The organism is Kitasatospora cystarginea (assembly GCF_039533515.1).
GTDB lineage: Bacteria > Actinomycetota > Actinomycetes > Streptomycetales > Streptomycetaceae > Kitasatospora > Kitasatospora cystarginea.
The window spans coordinates 162,552-177,906 of record NZ_BAAATR010000007.1 but is presented as its reverse complement, the minus strand read 5'-3'; the positions used below and the strand labels follow the sequence as shown (position 1 = coordinate 177,906).

At 71.9% G+C, this 15,355-nt stretch carries 14 protein-coding genes and 4 pseudogenes; 10 read left to right on the top strand and 8 right to left on the bottom strand.

Translation table 11 applies throughout. From position 1 onward, the window contains the following. Positions 1-33 precede the first annotated feature (33 nt). Entirely contained in the window at positions 34-1,428 is a 1,395-nt protein-coding gene (locus ABD369_RS10980; protein ID WP_344636118.1) for an APC family permease, read from the bottom strand. Between the two features lie 29 nt (positions 1,429-1,457). After that, a complete protein-coding gene (locus ABD369_RS10975) occupies positions 1,458-2,678 on the bottom strand; it encodes a hypothetical protein (protein WP_344636117.1) in 1,221 nt (406 codons plus the stop codon). 114 nt (positions 2,679-2,792) lie between these two features. Here ABD369_RS10975 and ABD369_RS10970 point away from each other — a divergent pair, with 114 nt between their 5' ends. The 4 genes and pseudogenes from ABD369_RS10970 (at position 2,793) to ABD369_RS10950 (ending at position 5,441) form a co-directional block, all read left to right on the top strand. Continuing rightward, positions 2,793-3,653, top strand: coding sequence for a class I SAM-dependent methyltransferase (locus ABD369_RS10970; protein ID WP_344636116.1), 861 nt, complete (start codon positions 2,793-2,795; stop codon positions 3,651-3,653). An 806-nt stretch (positions 3,654-4,459) separates the two neighbouring features. Then, a pseudogene (locus ABD369_RS10965) lies at positions 4,460-4,562 on the top strand (site-specific integrase); the annotation flags it as partial. 532 nt (positions 4,563-5,094) lie between these two features. After that, positions 5,095-5,301 (top strand): hypothetical protein, encoded by a 207-nt coding sequence (locus tag ABD369_RS10955; protein ID WP_344636115.1) that lies wholly within the window; start codon positions 5,095-5,097, stop codon positions 5,299-5,301. Then, complete coding sequence (locus ABD369_RS10950) at positions 5,292-5,441, top strand: hypothetical protein (protein ID WP_344636114.1); 150 nt, start codon at positions 5,292-5,294, stop codon at positions 5,439-5,441. The genes ABD369_RS10955 and ABD369_RS10950 overlap by 10 nt, the downstream gene beginning before the upstream one ends. A 524-nt stretch (positions 5,442-5,965) precedes the next feature. On the opposite strand, the gene ABD369_RS10945 is transcribed toward ABD369_RS10950, so the two are convergent. Together ABD369_RS10945 and ABD369_RS10940 are read right to left on the bottom strand one after the other, a co-directional pair. Beyond that, positions 5,966-6,361, bottom strand: a complete 396-nt coding sequence (locus tag ABD369_RS10945; RefSeq protein ID WP_344636113.1) for a RidA family protein — start codon at positions 6,359-6,361, stop codon at positions 5,966-5,968. A gap of 130 nt (positions 6,362-6,491) precedes the next feature. Continuing rightward, positions 6,492-6,686 (bottom strand): hypothetical protein, encoded by a 195-nt coding sequence (locus ABD369_RS10940; protein ID WP_344636112.1) that lies wholly within the window; start codon positions 6,684-6,686, stop codon positions 6,492-6,494. 158 nt (positions 6,687-6,844) lie between these two features. Between ABD369_RS10940 and ABD369_RS41090 the strand changes: the two are divergent. The 3 genes and pseudogenes from ABD369_RS41090 to ABD369_RS10930 all read left to right on the top strand — a co-directional run. Further along, a pseudogene (locus ABD369_RS41090) lies at positions 6,845-6,934 on the top strand (hypothetical protein); the annotation flags it as partial. A gap of 215 nt (positions 6,935-7,149) precedes the next feature. After that, complete coding sequence (locus tag ABD369_RS10935) at positions 7,150-7,650, top strand: aminotransferase class I/II-fold pyridoxal phosphate-dependent enzyme (RefSeq protein WP_344636111.1); 501 nt, start codon at positions 7,150-7,152, stop codon at positions 7,648-7,650. Between the two features lie 274 nt (positions 7,651-7,924). Next, complete coding sequence (locus ABD369_RS10930; RefSeq protein ID WP_344636110.1) at positions 7,925-8,794, top strand: class II glutamine amidotransferase; 870 nt, start codon at positions 7,925-7,927, stop codon at positions 8,792-8,794. A 111-nt stretch (positions 8,795-8,905) separates the two neighbouring features. Here the strand turns inward: ABD369_RS10930 and ABD369_RS10925 are convergent, their stop codons facing one another. The 3 genes from ABD369_RS10925 to ABD369_RS10915 form a co-directional block, all read right to left on the bottom strand. Next, positions 8,906-10,117 carry an FUSC family protein gene (locus tag ABD369_RS10925; RefSeq protein WP_344636109.1) on the bottom strand — a complete coding sequence of 404 codons (1,212 nt, stop codon included), beginning with the start codon at positions 10,115-10,117 and terminating at the stop codon, positions 8,906-8,908. Between the two features lie 92 nt (positions 10,118-10,209). After that, complete coding sequence (locus tag ABD369_RS10920) at positions 10,210-10,971, bottom strand: HdeD family acid-resistance protein (RefSeq protein ID WP_344636108.1); 762 nt, start codon at positions 10,969-10,971, stop codon at positions 10,210-10,212. A gap of 387 nt (positions 10,972-11,358) precedes the next feature. Then, entirely contained in the window at positions 11,359-12,525 is a 1,167-nt protein-coding gene (locus ABD369_RS10915; protein ID WP_344636107.1) for a deoxynucleoside kinase, read from the bottom strand. Between the two features lie 712 nt (positions 12,526-13,237). On the opposite strand from ABD369_RS10915, the gene ABD369_RS10910 reads away from it, so the two are divergent. The 3 genes and pseudogenes from ABD369_RS10910 to ABD369_RS10900 all read left to right on the top strand — a co-directional run. Further along, complete coding sequence (locus ABD369_RS10910; RefSeq protein ID WP_344636106.1) at positions 13,238-13,888, top strand: TetR/AcrR family transcriptional regulator; 651 nt, start codon at positions 13,238-13,240, stop codon at positions 13,886-13,888. Then, a pseudogene (locus ABD369_RS10905) lies at positions 13,885-14,310 on the top strand (MFS transporter); the annotation flags it as partial. The gene ABD369_RS10910 and the pseudogene ABD369_RS10905, both read left to right, overlap by 4 nt. 127 nt (positions 14,311-14,437) lie before the next feature. Next, positions 14,438-14,644 (top strand): annotated as a pseudogene (locus ABD369_RS10900) (short-chain fatty acyl-CoA regulator family protein); the annotation flags it as partial. Positions 14,645-14,689: 45 nt separating this feature from the next. Here ABD369_RS10900 and ABD369_RS10895 read toward each other — a convergent pair. Further along, positions 14,690-15,286, bottom strand: coding sequence for a hypothetical protein (locus tag ABD369_RS10895; RefSeq protein ID WP_344636105.1), 597 nt, complete (start codon positions 15,284-15,286; stop codon positions 14,690-14,692). Positions 15,287-15,355: the final 69 nt, after the last annotated feature.

Sequence of the window (15,355 nt, the reverse complement as noted above, 5' to 3'; positions counted from 1 at the left end):
CACCGCGGACCGGCGGGCCGGCCCACCCGGTGCTCAGGCGTCCGGCCGCAGGCCGGTCGGACGGCCGGTCAGCCGGCGGACGGCCAGGATCGCGGCGCCGAGCGCCAGCCAGCACACTCCGGCGATCCGGGCATGGACATCCGCGCGGTAGAGCACATAGGCGATGATCACGAAACCGGTCACCGGGACGACCAAGTGCGTGCCGTAACTGCGCTGCCGGCCGTGCACGATGAAGTGGGACACCACCGACAGGTGCAGCATCAGGAAGGCGAACAGGGCACCGAAGTTCACCAGCGAGGCCAGCAGGCCGACCCTGCCGACCAGGGCGAGTCCCAGTCCCAGACTGACCGCCGCCACCAGCAGCACGGCCCGGTCGGGCACCTGGCGCCGCTGGTCGACATGGGCCAGGAAGCGCGGCAGCCGACCGTCGCGCGCCATCGAGAACAGCAGTCTGGACGTGGCGGCCTGCGCCACCAGCGAGTTGGCAACCGCCGCGGCCAGTGCGCTGGCGACCGCCACGACCGGCTTGAAGGCGGCGCCGCCGACGGTCCGCGCGAGGTCGTAGAACGCGGTGTTGCGCGCGGCCTCGCCCGGCAGCCCGGTGCGGCCGGGCAGCAGCAGCGCCGCCAGGTAGGTCTGCGCCACGAAGAGCGCCGCGACCAGGCACAGCGACAGCACTGTGGCCCGTCCGACGATCCTGCTCCCGCCCCTGACCTCCTCCGCGAGGGTGGAGATCGCGTCGAAGCCGAGGAAGGACAGCACCGCCACGGACAGCGCGGAGAACACCAGCCCGACGGAGAAGACCTCCGGGTTGTAGAACGGTGCCAGGCTCCAGTGCGCGCCGCCGGTTCCCCGTACGACGGCGACGGTCGCCAGTACCAGGAACGCGGTCAGCACGGCCAGTTCGCCGACCAGGAAGAGCCGGTTCATCCGGGCCGTGGTCCGGATCCCGAGCAGGTTCACCGCGGTGTTGAACACGACGAAGAACACGATCCACCCGCGCTGCGGCACACCGGGCACCACCGACTGCAGCGCCACGGCGCCCGTGACGTAGAGCAGTGTCGGCACCAGCAGGTAGTCGAGCAGCACGCCCCAGCCGGCGAGGAATCCGGCCCATGGGCGCAGTCCGCGTGCCGCGTAGGAGTAGACGGAGCCGGCGATCGGGAAGGCACGGGACATCTCGCGGTAGCTGACGGCGGTGAAGAGCATGGCCACCAGTCCGAGGACGTAGGTGAGCGCCACCATGCCCCGGGAGATGTCGAACACGATGCCGAAGATCGCGAACGGTGCGATCGGCACCATGAACACCAGGCCGTAGACCACCAGGTCTCGCAGCCGCAGGGTCCTGCGCAGCTGCTGCCGGTAGCCGAACCGCGACAGCGGCTCGTCGTCACCCGGCGGGACCGGGCTCTTCTCCTCGTCGGTCATCCGGACCGCTCCCGTCCGCTGTCGGTGCGTCAGGTCTCCCCGTCGGCGATTGTCACAGGTGTCCGCCAGGATCTCGGCGTCGGGCCCGCGCAGGCCGACGACACCCCGGTACGGCTGTGGAGGGCAGCCAGGACGACGCCGAGAAGCGCGCCCCGATGCCCTGGTTCACCTCGTTCGACGCCCTGAAGCAGTACGTGATCGAGGCCGCCGTCGACCGTGAGCGGCCGGCCTGGTCCCCGGCGGTGATCCGGGAACCGAGATCGGCCTGCTGTCGCTACTGGCCCCGTGCTGAAACGGCGCCAGCACAGACGGCAGTAGCCCTTCTTCAACCGCACGAGTCGCCGGCATCCGCTGCACTCGGCCGGTTCCTCGGTGCGGCGGAAGCTCTGGCACGCGCTGCAGGTGCGGCCGGGCAGCACGCCCCAGCCGAAGCAGTCCGGGCAGGTGGCGGGCGGCTTGCACCTGCCCGCCGGCAGGACGTAGGCCATCACGCCGGGGGCAGCGAGCGCCCGTCGCGGCGGCGGGGCACCACCGCCGGCCCCGCCGCCGGTCGTGTAGCGGTGCAGGATCTGCCGACCCTCGGGGGTGGCGTGGGAGGCGACGAGGTCCTTCACGTGCCGTTCGAGGCGGACCATCTGCTCGTCGCGGGGCGGCAGAGCGCCAGCGGCCACGAGGACGCTGCGGATGTGCTCGACGACCTTGCTGTCGGGGAGGTCGTCCAGGGCCTCGTGGGTCAGGGGACGCCGGCCGGAGGCCAGGTCGGACAGGACGGCGGAGACGATGTCTTTCGAGAGCCAGCTCATGGCTGTCGCCGTCCGCCGGGTGTCGGCCAGGGCGTCATGGAGGGCCTGCAGCTTCGGCGGAACGGCGCCCGTGTCGTCGGTGAGGAGGCCGTTGAGCCGCTGCTTGAGCGTGCAGCGGCGGCAGGGGCCGGGTGTGGTGAGCCGTTCGGCCTCGCCGCAGATCGGGCAGGGGCGCCAGAGTTCGGTGTCCGGCTTCGTGCAGGGGCCGCAGACGGGGGCATCGGCGGTGCCGGAGTGGATGTCGCGGAAGCGTCCGCAGACGGTGCAGTGCACCTCGCGCTGGTCGCAACGGCCGCAGCGGGGCTGCCCGGTCAGCTTCGAGATGCGCTGGACATTACCGATGCCGCCACCGCCCTCGCCGCCGAGGGCCATCTCGTGGACCCCGACGACCTGGCCACCGTCAGCCCGCTGATCACGCGCACCGTACACCGCTTCGGCGACTGGCACTTGGACCTCACCCCCGCCCGAGGACGTCGTCGCCACCAGGCTGGACCTGGCCGGCGGAGCGCTGTTTCCCACCGCACCGGTGTGACGCCCCGGTGGCCTGGCTAGCCTGAAGGCATGACTGATGCGGAGGGACGGGTCGAGCCGTCCGGGGTGTGGGCCACAGCCGTGGGCGTGGCCCGGGTGAGGGCGATGGAGACGGCACGCGAGCAGCCACTGTTCCGGGACCCGCTGGCGCTGGCCTTCGCCACGGCCGGAGGGAGAGGCCCCGGGACGCCGCCGCCCCCGCGCGCGGACGAGGCGGCGCGGCGCCGCTGGCTCGGTGTGGCCTTCTCGATCGTCATCCGGACGAAGTTCCTGGACGACCTGCTGGACCGGGCGGTCGCGTCCGGCATCCGGCAGGTCGTACTGCTCGGAGCCGGGATGGACAGCAGGGCCTTCCGGATGGACTGGCCTGCGGGGACCCGGCTGTTCGAGGTCGATACGGCCGAACCGCTGGGCTTCAAGGCCTCGGTGCTGCGTCAGGAGCGGGCCGTTCCGCGCTGCGAGCGGATCACCGTCCCGGTCGACCTGCGCGAGGACTGGCCCGGCGCCCTGGCCGCGGCCGGGCACGATCCGGCGCAGCCGACGGTGTGGATCGCCGAGGGACTGCTGATCTATCTGCCCGAGGACGCGGTGCAGTCGCTGCTCGAACGGGTCGGCGCGCTGTCCGCTGCAGGCAGCAGGATGGGCCTGACTCTGGGCTCGCGCGGTGTGGTCGAACGCTTCCGCGGGGACGCCGCTCCGGGATCGGCAGCGTCGATGTGGGTCTGGGAGATGCCGGAGGACCCGGTCGGCTGGCTGGACGGCCTCGGCTGGGAGGCGGAGACCTTCACCCTGCGTGAGCGCGCCGAGGCCTACGGGCGTCCGGTGCTCACCCCGTCGCAGCAGGACGAGGGCGCCGGCGGACTGATCTCGGCGGTGCGCGCCACGCACTGAGCACGACGAAGGCCGGCCCCCGCGTGTGGCGGGGGCCGGCCTTCGACTGTCCGTCCCTGCGGTCCGCTAGGCCGGCACGCTGGCCACGCCCGGGGCGAGGAACGGCTTGCCGTTCACCCGCTGTGACACGCCGCTGCGGTTCAGGTAGGGGCGAACCGCCCGGCCTGAGAGGTACCGACTTGGAGCCATACAAAGCAGGGAGCGCACCGGGGCACATGTCAGCGTGCGGTGCCCGGTCATGAGGGGCAAGGCCGGCGGGGACTGTTCGCACGTGGCGTGCGAGCCCCCGCACACCGGATGCGAGGAGTCCCAGCACCTGCTGCCGGCTTTCACTGCTGTGGCAGCCCAGTAGGACCGGCACCGTCCCAAAGCCGCCCCAGGTGAAGGTCACCAGGCCGCAAGCCCGCGATGTCGATGCGCACGCTCATGCATCCATGCTGCACCCGCCCACCGGCAACGCCGTCGTCGTTTGACGGCAGCCGTCAATCGGCGCGACTTTCCGTGCCGCACCGGCGCAGGATGGGGACCACCGGGGCAGCCGCGGAGCCCGAACATCCACGTCCCGAGAATGCGATCCCCCCATGAGCGTCACCCAGCAGTACCTCCTCGACACCCACCGTGCCCGCCAACTCGGCCAGCCGACCCCGCTCGCGCCCGGCATGGGCGAACTGCGGCTCCTGTGCGCACTGCGCGAATACCGGCGGTTCCGGGCGGTCCTGGCCGGGCGCCCGGCCCTCGGCCGGATCCGGCACACGCTTGCCCGCGGGGCGGACCCCCGCGCCCTGTGGCGGTTGGCACTCATGATCCGGGGCCGCACCCGCGGACCGGTGTTCGTCACCCGCCGCCGCCCCGGGGCCCGGGAAGGTGCTCTCGCCGCGCGTAGTCTGCCCCGACACCGGCCTGGCCCGCGGCTGTGAAGTTGCATTTCGGCTGCGGCCGTCGCCCTGCGCGAGGCCGCGCTCAGCGGCGTCCTCGGCAGCGACCAGGCCGCGCTGTCCGCGCTGCTGAAACCGCGCCAGGGCCTGCCTCCGCGAATCGCGGACCGGCTGGGCGAGTTGGACGCCGCGTTCGTGCACAGCCTCCCGAGTGGAGCGCTTCGACGGCGAGCCGTCCCGGCCGGTCCGGCGGTGGGACACCGTGGCGCGTGTCTGGGTTCGCGAGAGATCCGAAGTACTACGGCGACCGGCTGGTGTAGGCGGCCGCCGGCTCCAGGGGTGCTGACCTGCCTGGCGGACTGTCCAGCCCTCCGTCGGCTCAGGCATCCACATCTCCACGCGGAGTGGCAGCGTGGAGGAGTCACGACCCGGATGCGCGGGGGTGGGGCTGGATGCACAGAGTGGAAAGCCATGCCCTTGACACGAAACCGGGTGGACCGAGGGAACGCCGGTCCGCCCGGGACGGGCTGTGCTCGCGGCTGAGGGTGCGCAGTGTCGCCGGGCAGGTGTTCCTGTGGCTGCTCGTCGTCGTGGTGCTGCTGGTAGCCGCGGCGCTGACGGCGCTCATCCTGCAGGCCCGGAACTACGCCACGAGTGACGCCGAACACCGCACGCATGCCGCAGCCATCATCTTGGCGCACTATCCCGGGGCGGCTGCCGCTCTGGACCCGCCAATCCCTCTGCGGCGTTGCAGCCACTGGCCGTGGACGTGAAGAACGGCGGCGGCTTCGACTACACCGTGACCCTCGCCGTCCCAGAACAGGGTGGGGTCCTGGCAGCAGACCCCGGCGAACCAGCACAAACGGATAAACGTCAAGCGTACGTCCAGCAGCTCGGGCATTCGAGCGGGTGAGAGGAGGTTCTGATGTAACCGGGCGTCAAGCTCAGGGCAGCCAGCCGGTGTGAGTCCGGTCTGGGGAGACGCCAGGGTCCCCGGTAGCTGACTCCCGGCGTCGTTCGAGAGGGCGGCGTCGAAGTGGAGTGACGAGCGTCCTTCGGGGGCGTGCGACCGGCCAGTCCGCAATATCAAGTGAAGCCTGCAGCTCCGTCATTTAACCCCCGCCCCGGGAGGGGCGGGCCAAGGAGGAGCCGAGCCTGTGTTTGAAGGGCGAAGGCCATGGAAGGCTTCCCAGAACCTGGAGCGGGCGCTCAAGAACCTCCCGGCGTCAGCTTCCTGCAGACCCGCTCCCGCGCCTGACTGCGGAACACCCTCCCCACACCCTGGCGTGGCGGGCCTGATCGCCGCGCTCGCCCGGCCTCGTGGCTTTCCAGACCGACACGGTGCTCGGTCGTGAAGACGCACCGCCTGACGAAGATGCCACCCTCGACCGCTACCGCCGGTCGAGGGTGGCAGGTGGATCGCTGCGGCCTGCGTTCTCACGCGCTGGCAGGCAGGACGGCGAGGGCGTCGATCTCGATGCGGAAGCACGGGTGGACGAGTCCAGCGACCTGCACCAACGAACAGGCCGGCGGGCGGGCAGGATCCAGATGCTCGTCACGGATCCTGCGAAAGTCGTCCAGGTCGGCCAGATCGGTCAGATAGACGGTCAACTTGACCACGTCTTGCAGTTGAGTGCCGGCCGCCTGCAGTGCGGTGGCCAGGTTCGTGAAGACCTGTCGAATCTGGGCGGCGGGGTCCGATTCGCCGACGGTTCTGCCTTCGGCGTCCACGGGAACCTGGGCGGAGACTGCGACCATCGGTCCGGTGAACACCACTGCGTGGCTGTAGCCGTTGACGGGTGGACTTCCGTGGGGACGGACGACGTGCTGCATGTGATCTCCATCTTCCTTCTTGGTTGCGGTCGGAGGGTCAGTGGTGGAAGAGCCGCAGCCCTGTGCACACGAGCGTGATGCCGTGTTCGCCTCAGGGCCGGCGTCGCGAGCTCGCCCGCGACCGTCGCCATCAGTGCGCCGGTGGCGAGGCCCGCCGTTCCGCCGCCCCGCTCCGGTCGGCGGCGTAGCCGGGGACGACCGACAGCAGCAGGTAGAAGCTGGTCGAGGCGCCCAGAACAAAGACGAAGCGCAGCAGGAGCGGCCGCGTCACCAGGGGCGGGCGCGGCGCGAGAGCCGGGGGAGTCGAGTCGAGGGTGTCGGTCACGCAAAGACGCTAAGCGGCCGGGTGGATCGCCGGTAAGCTCCAGTTCCGCGCCGTTGGAGTGGTCCGGTTCCTCGCCCGAGCTGCTGCTGGTCGTCGATCGGACCAGCGGCCGGCCCCTGCGCGCTCAACTGGAGCACGGGGTACGGGACGCGATCCGCATGGGGCGGCTGCAGGTCGGCGAACGGCTGCCGTCCTCCCGCGAGCTCGCCCGCACGCTCGGGCTCTCGCGCGGCCTGGTGCAGGAGTGCTATGCCCAACTCCAGGCCGAGGGCTATTTGGTGACCCACCCCGGCTCCGCCACCCGGGTCGCGGCCGGGTCCGCGATTCCGCCCGCTTCGGCCCGGCCGTCCGGCGCGGCCCCGCGCCTGGTGGCCGACTTCCGCTGGGGCGTACCGGACTTGGGCGCCTTCCTGCTCCAGGACTGGCTCTGGGCGACGCGTGAGGGGCGCGCGCCCGCGCCGTCGTGGCCACCCCTGCCCACCAGTGGCCGACCGGCGTCGCTCTTGCCCTGCAGCCGCGACTGGCGCTGCTCGACTGGGTCAGGGACCGCGACGCGATCGTCATCGAGGACGACTACGACGCCGAGTTCCGGTACGACCGCGAACCCGTCGGTGCGCTCCAGGGCCTGGCGCCCGACCGGGTCATCTTCCTCGGCACCATCAGCAAGTCACTCGCCCCCGCCCTGCGGATCGGCTGGATGCTCTGCCCGCCGGTTCTCGCCGAACCGCTCACCGAGCAGAAGCACCTGAGCGACCGCCGCACACCCACGCTCGACCAGCTCGCCCTGGCCAGGCTGATCGAGTCCGGCCGCTTCGACCGCCACCTGCGCCGCATGCGCGCCGGATACGCGGCCCGGCGCGCCACCCTGCTCGCCGCGCACCGGGGGAGTACATGCTCCCAGCGCGCGTCTGCTTCGGGAACCGCGCGGCGCACGGGTGGGGGAGGGGCGCTGGGATCGTGTTGAGCCACGGCCGGGCGCCGGTCGACGCTGCCGACGGACAGGTTCGCGTGCGGTCGAGTCGGCTGTTGGCAGCGACCCGAACTACGCCCGACAAGCCGAACCGGTGGGCGTAACGAGCGAGAAAACAGCGGAAGTTGACGCTTGGCCGCCAGATCAGGCGAACATGCGAGAGGTGCATGGTCGTGCGACTGTCCGGGTGTGAAGGCGCGCGGTCGGGAGTGGCGGGCCGTCGTCGTGGGAACCGCTGTGGGCCCGACCCCCAGCGGAGGATGACCAGATGTGCCGTCTGTTCGGCCTGAGCAGCAGCCCGAGGCGCACCCGCGCCACCTTCTGGCTGCTGGACGCTCCCGACAGCCTGAGCACCCAGAGCCACCGCGACCCCGACGGGACCGGCCTGGGCTACTTCGATGCCGACGGCACCCCACGGGTGGACAAGCAACCCATCGCCGCCTACGAGGACCGCGCCTTCGCAGAGGAGGCGAGGGAGGTGGAGTCCACGACCTTCGTCGCCCACATCCGCTTCGCCTCCACCGGTGGCCTGCTGGCGAGCAACACCCACCCGTTCGAGCAGGACGGGCGGCTGTTGGCGCACAACGGCGTGGTCGGTGGTCTGGACCGGCTGGACGAGCGGCTCGGCGAGGACCGCTCACTGGTCCTCGGTGACACCGACTCCGAGCGGGTCTTCGCGTTGATCACCCGTGAGATCAGGGCGAACGGCGGTGACATCACCGCCGGAATCACGCAGGCGGTCCGCTGGATCGCCGGGAACCTGCCGCTGTACGCGCTCAACCTGGTCCTCACCACGCCCACCGAACTCTGGGCGCTGCGATACCCCGACACCCACGAGCTGTACGAGCTGCACCGGACCGCCGGCGGACAGCATGGCAACCGACACCTGGACCACAGCGGTACCGCCGGCCGGATGCGCGTGCACTCCGAGGACCTCCGTGCGGCGGACACCGTGGTGGTGGCCAGCGAACGCATGGACGAGAACCCCGACTGGCGCCTGATGGCCTCCGGTGAGCTGCTGCACGTCGGACCGGATCTCCGGCGGACCCGCCGGATCGTCCTGCCCGACGCCCCCGCGCACCCGCTCGCCCTCGGCGATCTGCGACCGGAGGCCGCGGCCTCCCAGCAGGCGGCCTGAAGGGTCGGGCCGGCAGCCTCCCAGCAGGCCGTCAGAGGACCGGGGGCGTGGTCTCCGAGCGGCCGCCTGAGGACCCTGAGGACCGGGATCGCCGGCCGACTGGCCTGGTGCTCAGCCCCGCTCCCCGCGGGCGAGGCTGCGCAGCCTCTCCAACCACTCGAACCGCTCGCGGTTGGCCACTGCGGCCCGGTCCAGTTCCTCCATCAGGCGCCGCGAACGGTGTTCCAGGTCCAGTTCGTCCAGGATCCGGTCGATCTCGGCCAGCAGTGAACCGTGCAGCTGCCAGGCGTGCGGGTGCTCCTGGACCTGCCGCAGCAGCATGTGGGCCACGGTGTCCCGGCTGACCCGGGCGGCGGAGAGCTCGGCGGCGAGCCGTCCCTCCGCCTCCTCGGCGCTGTGGCTCACCTGGGTCGTCACCAGGACGGCGAAGCTCACCAGTGCCCCGCCGACGTGCACCAGCAGCTCCTCCAGGGCGAGTGCCACCGGCGGTGGGAAGAGGTCCTCGTCCCGCTCGCGGCGCTTGGCCAGGTCGGTGAGCGAACGCGCCATCACCCGCACCACGACCACGCAGATCTCCAGGGTGTCCAGCCCGGTGCGCAGTACCAGCCGGGAGAGCAGACCCTCCTTGATCCTCGGGTTCAGTCGCAGACTGTCCTCCGCCTGGCGCAGCGCGGCGTCCACGTCGGCGATGGCCTGGTCGAGCCGGCGGGCCTCGTGCAGCCGTGCGGTCGCGCGCTCGACCGCTGTGGGACCGCTGAGCTCCTCGGAGATCCGCACCAGCAGATGGCGGGACCTACGGGCCAGGTCCTCGATCGACTCGCCCGCCGTGTCCACCCATACCGGGGGCGCGAACACGAAGTTGAACAGCAGGCCGACCCCGGCTCCGATCAGGGTCTCCAGCACCCGGTCCCAGGCCTGCGAGGCCAGCCGGGTGACCCCGAGGATCAGCATGGCGCTGATCGCGACCTCCTGGACGAACTCGTCGACCCGCACGAAGTGCCCGATGGTCAGGGAGGCCAGGATGATCAGCCCCAGGCTCCACCAGGACAGCCCCATCACGGAGCTGAAGCCGATGGCGATCAGCACTCCGACCACCACCGAGTTCACCCGGCGGATGCTCGTGGTCAGGGTGGAGTAGAGGGTGACCTGAACCACGAGCAGGGCGGTCAGCGGTGCGGTCAGCGGAGCCGGTTCGCTGCTCAGGCGGACCGCGACCGCGTACGAGATCGTGGCCGCCACCGTCGCACGCACCGTCAGTACGACGACGGGCTCCCTGAGCCGGCGTCGGACGGTTCGGATCACCGTTTCGCGCGGAGTTGGCATTCCTTCGTTGTTCCCGCTCCGGGTGCCGCCTCAACGCGGTCGGGCGAGGCGGCACCCGGCACTGCGTCAGCGGGTGTGAGCATCCGACACTGCTAGGTCTGCGGGTGCGGACGCGTACCCAGCCCGGGAGTTCCGCCACCCGGCACGCCGGCGGTCAGCATCTTGGTCCGGGAGCGCAGTTGGATGGCGTGGATGATCTCCATCAGCCCCAGGACGATCAGCCAGACACCCGCCACCAGGGTGAGCGCCGCGATCGAGCGGAACGGCGAGACGATCAGCACGATTCCCGCGATCGTGGTCACCACGCCGAGGAAGACCTGCCAGCCTCGGGCCGGCATCGCCGGAGTGGAGATCGCCGCTGCGGACAGCATGATCCCGCGCAGCAGCCAGCCGAAGCCGATCCAGAGCGCGAGCAGCAGGATCGTCTCCGCCGCGCCGCGGAAGCAGATCAGCCCCAACAGCAGGAACAGCGCGCCGCTGACGAAGTGCAGGGCGCGCAGATGGCCCGGCACATGGTGGCCGAACGCGGCGGTCAGCTGGAACACACCGCTGACCAGCAGGTAGACGCCGAACAGGATGCCGACCACGAACAGCGTGGCACCCGGCCACGCCAGGACGCACACGCCGAGCGCGACGGCTGCCACACCAGCGGTCAGCATCACCTGCCAGGTGGCGTTGGCCAGTGCGTTCAGTGTGCCGCCGACAGGGGTGAGGTCGTGCTCCGCGGCGCCCACGCCCGTACTCGCGCCCCTGCCCGCGCCCGGTAACGGGCCGGTACCGGGAGTCTCGTTCGCGTTCTGCGGCCGGACGTCACGCGGGTCGGTACCGGACGGGAAGTCGGATGAGGAGCTCATGGCCCGCACCTGCCTATCTCAGCTTCGGGACACTGCGTGTCCATCGTCACCCGCTGGGCGCAATCCCGCCCGCGGACGTCCGCCGGACGGTGGGGCGGTGGCGGCTCCGGCGGTGGGTGCGGGAGACGGCTGCGGCGGTGGGTGCGGCTGAGATGGCGGCGACGGTGCCCCGGAACGTGGTGGGGCGTACGGGTGGGCCCGACCGGCCGGGTTCGCACGGGGGGGTGACGCCTGCCCGGGCCGCAGGGACGCCGGGCCGGGACGGGCAGGCGGCGAACCGTCCCTGGCGGGCGGGGGCTGACGAGTTGGTCGGCGCGACCCGGCCCCAGGGGGCCGGTGTTCATGGACCCGGCGCAGCCGTCCGGAGTTCTCGGCTCGCCGGAACGGTCACTCGGGTGACTCCCCGGGAAGCGGTGGGTGCTGCTCGGGCAGTAGGCGGCGGAACCGGTCGAGCACCTCCTGCGGGCCGAGTTCCGAGGCGTCGATGCGGTGGACGGGTATCCGCGCCGCCAAGTCCTCCGCCACGTCCTCGAAGCACTGAGCGACGAGCGCGACGTACCGGCTGGTGAAGGATCGTTCGAGCCTGCGGTCGCGACGGCGCAGCCGCCGCATGAGCACCTCGGTGCGGGCCGTCAGGTGCACCACGGCGGTCGGCGGCGGCAGCATGGCGGTGACCAGATGGTGGTAGCGGTAGTAGGCCTCGTACTCCTGGACGGTGAGATCGCCGTTGAGGTACAGCGCCTTCGCGTAGGCGAGCGAGCTGTGCACGTCCTGGTCGAGGATCCCGGTCTGGCCCGTCCTGAGGTTCTGCAGGACGCGCAGCAGCAGTGTCTCCAACTGGCAGAAGAACGCTGCCGAACTGTCTCCGAGCAGATAGCGGGTGAGGTGGTCGTCCCGTCCCGGGCCCCGGTTGACCGGGACGACGTCGGGCACGTGCTCGATCCGGCCGTCCGCTGCCGCACAGCGGCCGAGCAGGGTGCTCTTGCCGACCGCGGGCGGCCCGAGGACGACCACGGCGGCCGGAGCCTCGGGGCGGGCCAGCAGGGGTACCGGGCCGATGAGCCGGTGCGCCGAGCGCTCGATCGCGGCCGGTGGCGGGCGCTCCTCCGCCATGGTGGCCAGCCGGGTGCCCAGCGACCGCAGCCGGCCGAAGGCGGCGGGGTCGAGGCCGAGCTCGCCGAGCCGGTCCAGCGGCACCCAGCGGTAGCCGGCCGGAGCGGCACCGGCGGCGGCCACCCGGTCGGGGAGCCGCCAGCCGAACACCCGCAGGTTGCGGGCCGGTGCCCCGGTGCGGCGGTTGCCTTCGGCGTACAGCTCGGCGAGATAGACGAGGTGCTCGGCGGGGGCGCGTAACCGGGTCCTGCCCGCCAGCGCGGCGGACGCGGCCCGGCGGAAGGAGCTCCCTGACTCGACGACGGCCGACGGCAGTTCGGCTTCGGCTTCGGTCTCCCGCCCGGTGCGGGCGTCGTGCAGCAGCAGCCGGCCGTCGTGCAGCACCAGGCAGGCAGCGGCGGTGTGAGCGGGACGATGGCGGGGCGGCGGGGCGGTGAGCATCACTCTCCTGGGCAGACGTGGTCAGCCTTACGGCGGGCGGGAGTTGGTCGCGGGGACGGCCAGTGGGAGTGCGGACGGATGTGTTCGTGGCGGCGGTCCGTGCGGCTTCTCGGCCGGTCCCGGACGACGCTCCGGTGGCAGCGCAGGTTGCCGCGGTGGGGCAGACGCACGGGGTGGAATCCGGCCGTGCCGGTGTTCGCGGGGTGGGCCTCGATGCTGGAGCCACGGAAGTCCTCCTGCCCTGGTGCACACCGGTGCCAGTCGACGGGACTTGCCAAGCCATCCCCGGAATCCTCACCGAGCCCGGAGTCGAGGGCAAAGATGAATTCCGGACATCTGCCGTGAGCATGCCGGTCAGTCCCGGGCGCTGCGTGGGCCCCGGGGGACCGGTGCTCGGGCAGCAAGGCGGTGTGGCCCCGGCGGGGCGGGGGTCTGGTTCAGGTCGAATCAATTACCTTTCCTGACTTGCGAATTGATGCCCGGGCAGCGACGGCGGAGGTCGGCTGCGGCAGCCGAGTCCGGCAGCCGGCGGTGTTCTGCCCCGAGCCCCGCCTGATCGGGTGCGCGCCAAGTCGCCTGCAACGGCAGTGGCTTCAACTCTGCTCCCAAGAGGCCCCGTTGAGGGTCCGTCTGGGATGGCCGGGCCGGCCCGGTGCCGCTGTCCCTACAAATCCCATTGACGGAGTGAGTGCTCACTCCGTACATTCGAAGCATGACAGAGACACCTTCGAACAAGCCGTCTCCCCGGCGTCGCGCACCCGCGATGGAGCCCGACCAGCGCCGCGCGATGATCGTCGCCGCCGCCCTGCCCCTCGTGATCGAGTACGGGGCCTCCGTGACCACGGCGAAGATCGCCCGTGCTGCCGGCATCGGCGAGGGGACGATCTTCCGGGTCTTCGCCGACAAGGACGCACTGCTCGCCGCTTGCATGGCCGAAGCCCTGCGGTCCGATGAGGCCGTCGCCCACCTGGCGGCGATCCCGCTCGACCAGCCGCTCGCCGCCCGACTCATCGAGGCCGCCGAGGTGATGCACGGCCACATGGCCCGGATCGCGACCGTTGCCGGCGCCCTGGCCGCGGCCGGACGCTTCGAACGCACCATGCCGCCCGGCAAGCCGGGCGAGGCCCCGCCGGACCGTTCGGCGGCGCTGGCCGGGCCGCGCGCCGCCCTGGCCGCGCTGTTCGAACCGGACCGGGACACCCTGCGCCTGAGCCCGGAACGGCTCGCCAACGCCTTCCAGCTGCTCCTGATGTCCACCGGCCGCGCGGTCACGCATCCCCCGCTGACCGCCGAGGAACTCGTCGACCTCTTCCTGCACGGCGCGCTCACCACGCCCGCCCCCACCACCGGGAAGGCCCGATGACCACACCCGATCCCTACGGCGAGCTGGCGCCCGCCCGCCGCCGGTTGATCACCCTCTCCTTACTGGGCTGCGCCTTCCTGGCCATGCTGGACGGCACCGTGGTCGGCACCGCCCTGCCACGGATCGTTCGACAGATCGGTGGCGGCGACTCCTGGTACGTCTGGCTGGTCACCGCGTACCTGCTCACCTCCTCGGTCGGTGTGCCGATCTACGGCCGGCTCTCCGATCTGCAGGGGCGGCGCCGACTGCTGCTCACCGGGCTCACCCTGTTCCTGCTCGGCTCGCTCGCCTGCGGTCTGTCGGGGTCCATGACGGCGCTGATCGTCTCCCGTGCGGTGCAGGGCCTGGGCGCGGGCGCCCTGCTCACGCTCGGCATGGCGCTCCATGCCGGCCACATGCCTCGGACGGTCGAGGCCGTGGCCGTCGGCCTCTCCGGAACCAGGCCGGAGAGGCCGACGCGTGAGCTACGGATCCTGTTCCTCGGGCGACCGGACGCGGCGCGCCCGCCAATCGCGGCGCAACAGGACATCAATCCTTGGGCTGCGCGAACGGCTGGTGTACTCCGCCGGCCGCGACCTCGACGACGAGTCGGCGGCCACCCCGATCGGCCTCGGCTGCCGGGTCTGCGAACGCCCCGCCTGCCCGCAGCGCGCCGCACCGCAGATCGGACGACCACTGCTGGTCGACGAGAACGCGGGCACCTTCGTACCGCACCCGGTCCGAGACGAGGAGCGGGACCGGCCCGCAGATCGGTGACGACCGGGGAAGGCCGCGCGGAGCGGGCCGGTACGGAGGTGCGGGTCAGCGGACCGTGATGTCCCCGTCGGGGAGGTCCTGGACGGTGACCTTCGCCGACGGCTCGCCGAGCGCCTGCGCCACGGCCCGGGCGATGCCGTCGGAGTCGGGCCCGGTGGGGTAGGGCACCTCCTCGCCCGGGCCGTAGCTCTCGATCGCCCTGGTCAGGTAGCTTGGGTCCCAGGCGCCGACGGCACCCCTGACCTCCACTGCGCTCACCCGCCGCTCGCCGACCCGTCGGCGCAGGGCGGGGAGGATCCGGTCCGACCGGTACGCGCCGGGCACCTGGAACAGACTGGCGTGCGCTCCCACCAGCCCGCCGTCCCGCAGCCGGACGGTGACGGTCAGACAGCTGGTGACGCCGGGGTACAGGATGCTGCCGCCCCGGCCGGCCTCGGCCACCCGGCCCTCGGTGATCCGCACCTGCCGGGCGGCCTGGTCCCTGTCGCCGACGGGGGCGGACCGGGACGGGCCGGACGGCTGGACCGGCGCCGCGGTGGCGGTGGCGGTGGCGGTGCCGCACTGCAGTGCCAGTACGGTGGCGAGGGCGGCGGCGGCCAAGGCCGTCCGCTCCGCGTTTCGCCGAATGCGGCGGATGAGCACGAGGACTCCTTCTGCTCTGCTGGAACGGAAATACTACGGCGGGTGCCGAGCGAGAGGTGAAACGCCGTG

Coding starts and splice junctions, on each gene's coding strand:
- ABD369_RS10980 (WP_344636118.1), bottom strand. CDS start 1,428: ATGACCGACGAGGAGAAGAGCCCGGTCCCGCCGGGTGACGACGAGCCG.
- ABD369_RS10970 (WP_344636116.1), top strand. CDS start 2,793: ATGACTGATGCGGAGGGACGGGTCGAGCCGTCCGGGGTGTGGGCCACA.
- ABD369_RS10945 (WP_344636113.1), bottom strand. CDS start 6,361: ATGCAGCACGTCGTCCGTCCCCACGGAAGTCCACCCGTCAACGGCTAC.
- ABD369_RS10930 (WP_344636110.1), top strand. CDS start 7,925: ATGTGCCGTCTGTTCGGCCTGAGCAGCAGCCCGAGGCGCACCCGCGCC.
- ABD369_RS10925 (WP_344636109.1), bottom strand. CDS start 10,117: ATGCCAACTCCGCGCGAAACGGTGATCCGAACCGTCCGACGCCGGCTC.
- ABD369_RS10920 (WP_344636108.1), bottom strand. CDS start 10,971: ATGAGCTCCTCATCCGACTTCCCGTCCGGTACCGACCCGCGTGACGTC.
- ABD369_RS10915 (WP_344636107.1), bottom strand. CDS start 12,525: ATGCTCACCGCCCCGCCGCCCCGCCATCGTCCCGCTCACACCGCCGCT.
- ABD369_RS10910 (WP_344636106.1), top strand. CDS start 13,238: ATGACAGAGACACCTTCGAACAAGCCGTCTCCCCGGCGTCGCGCACCC.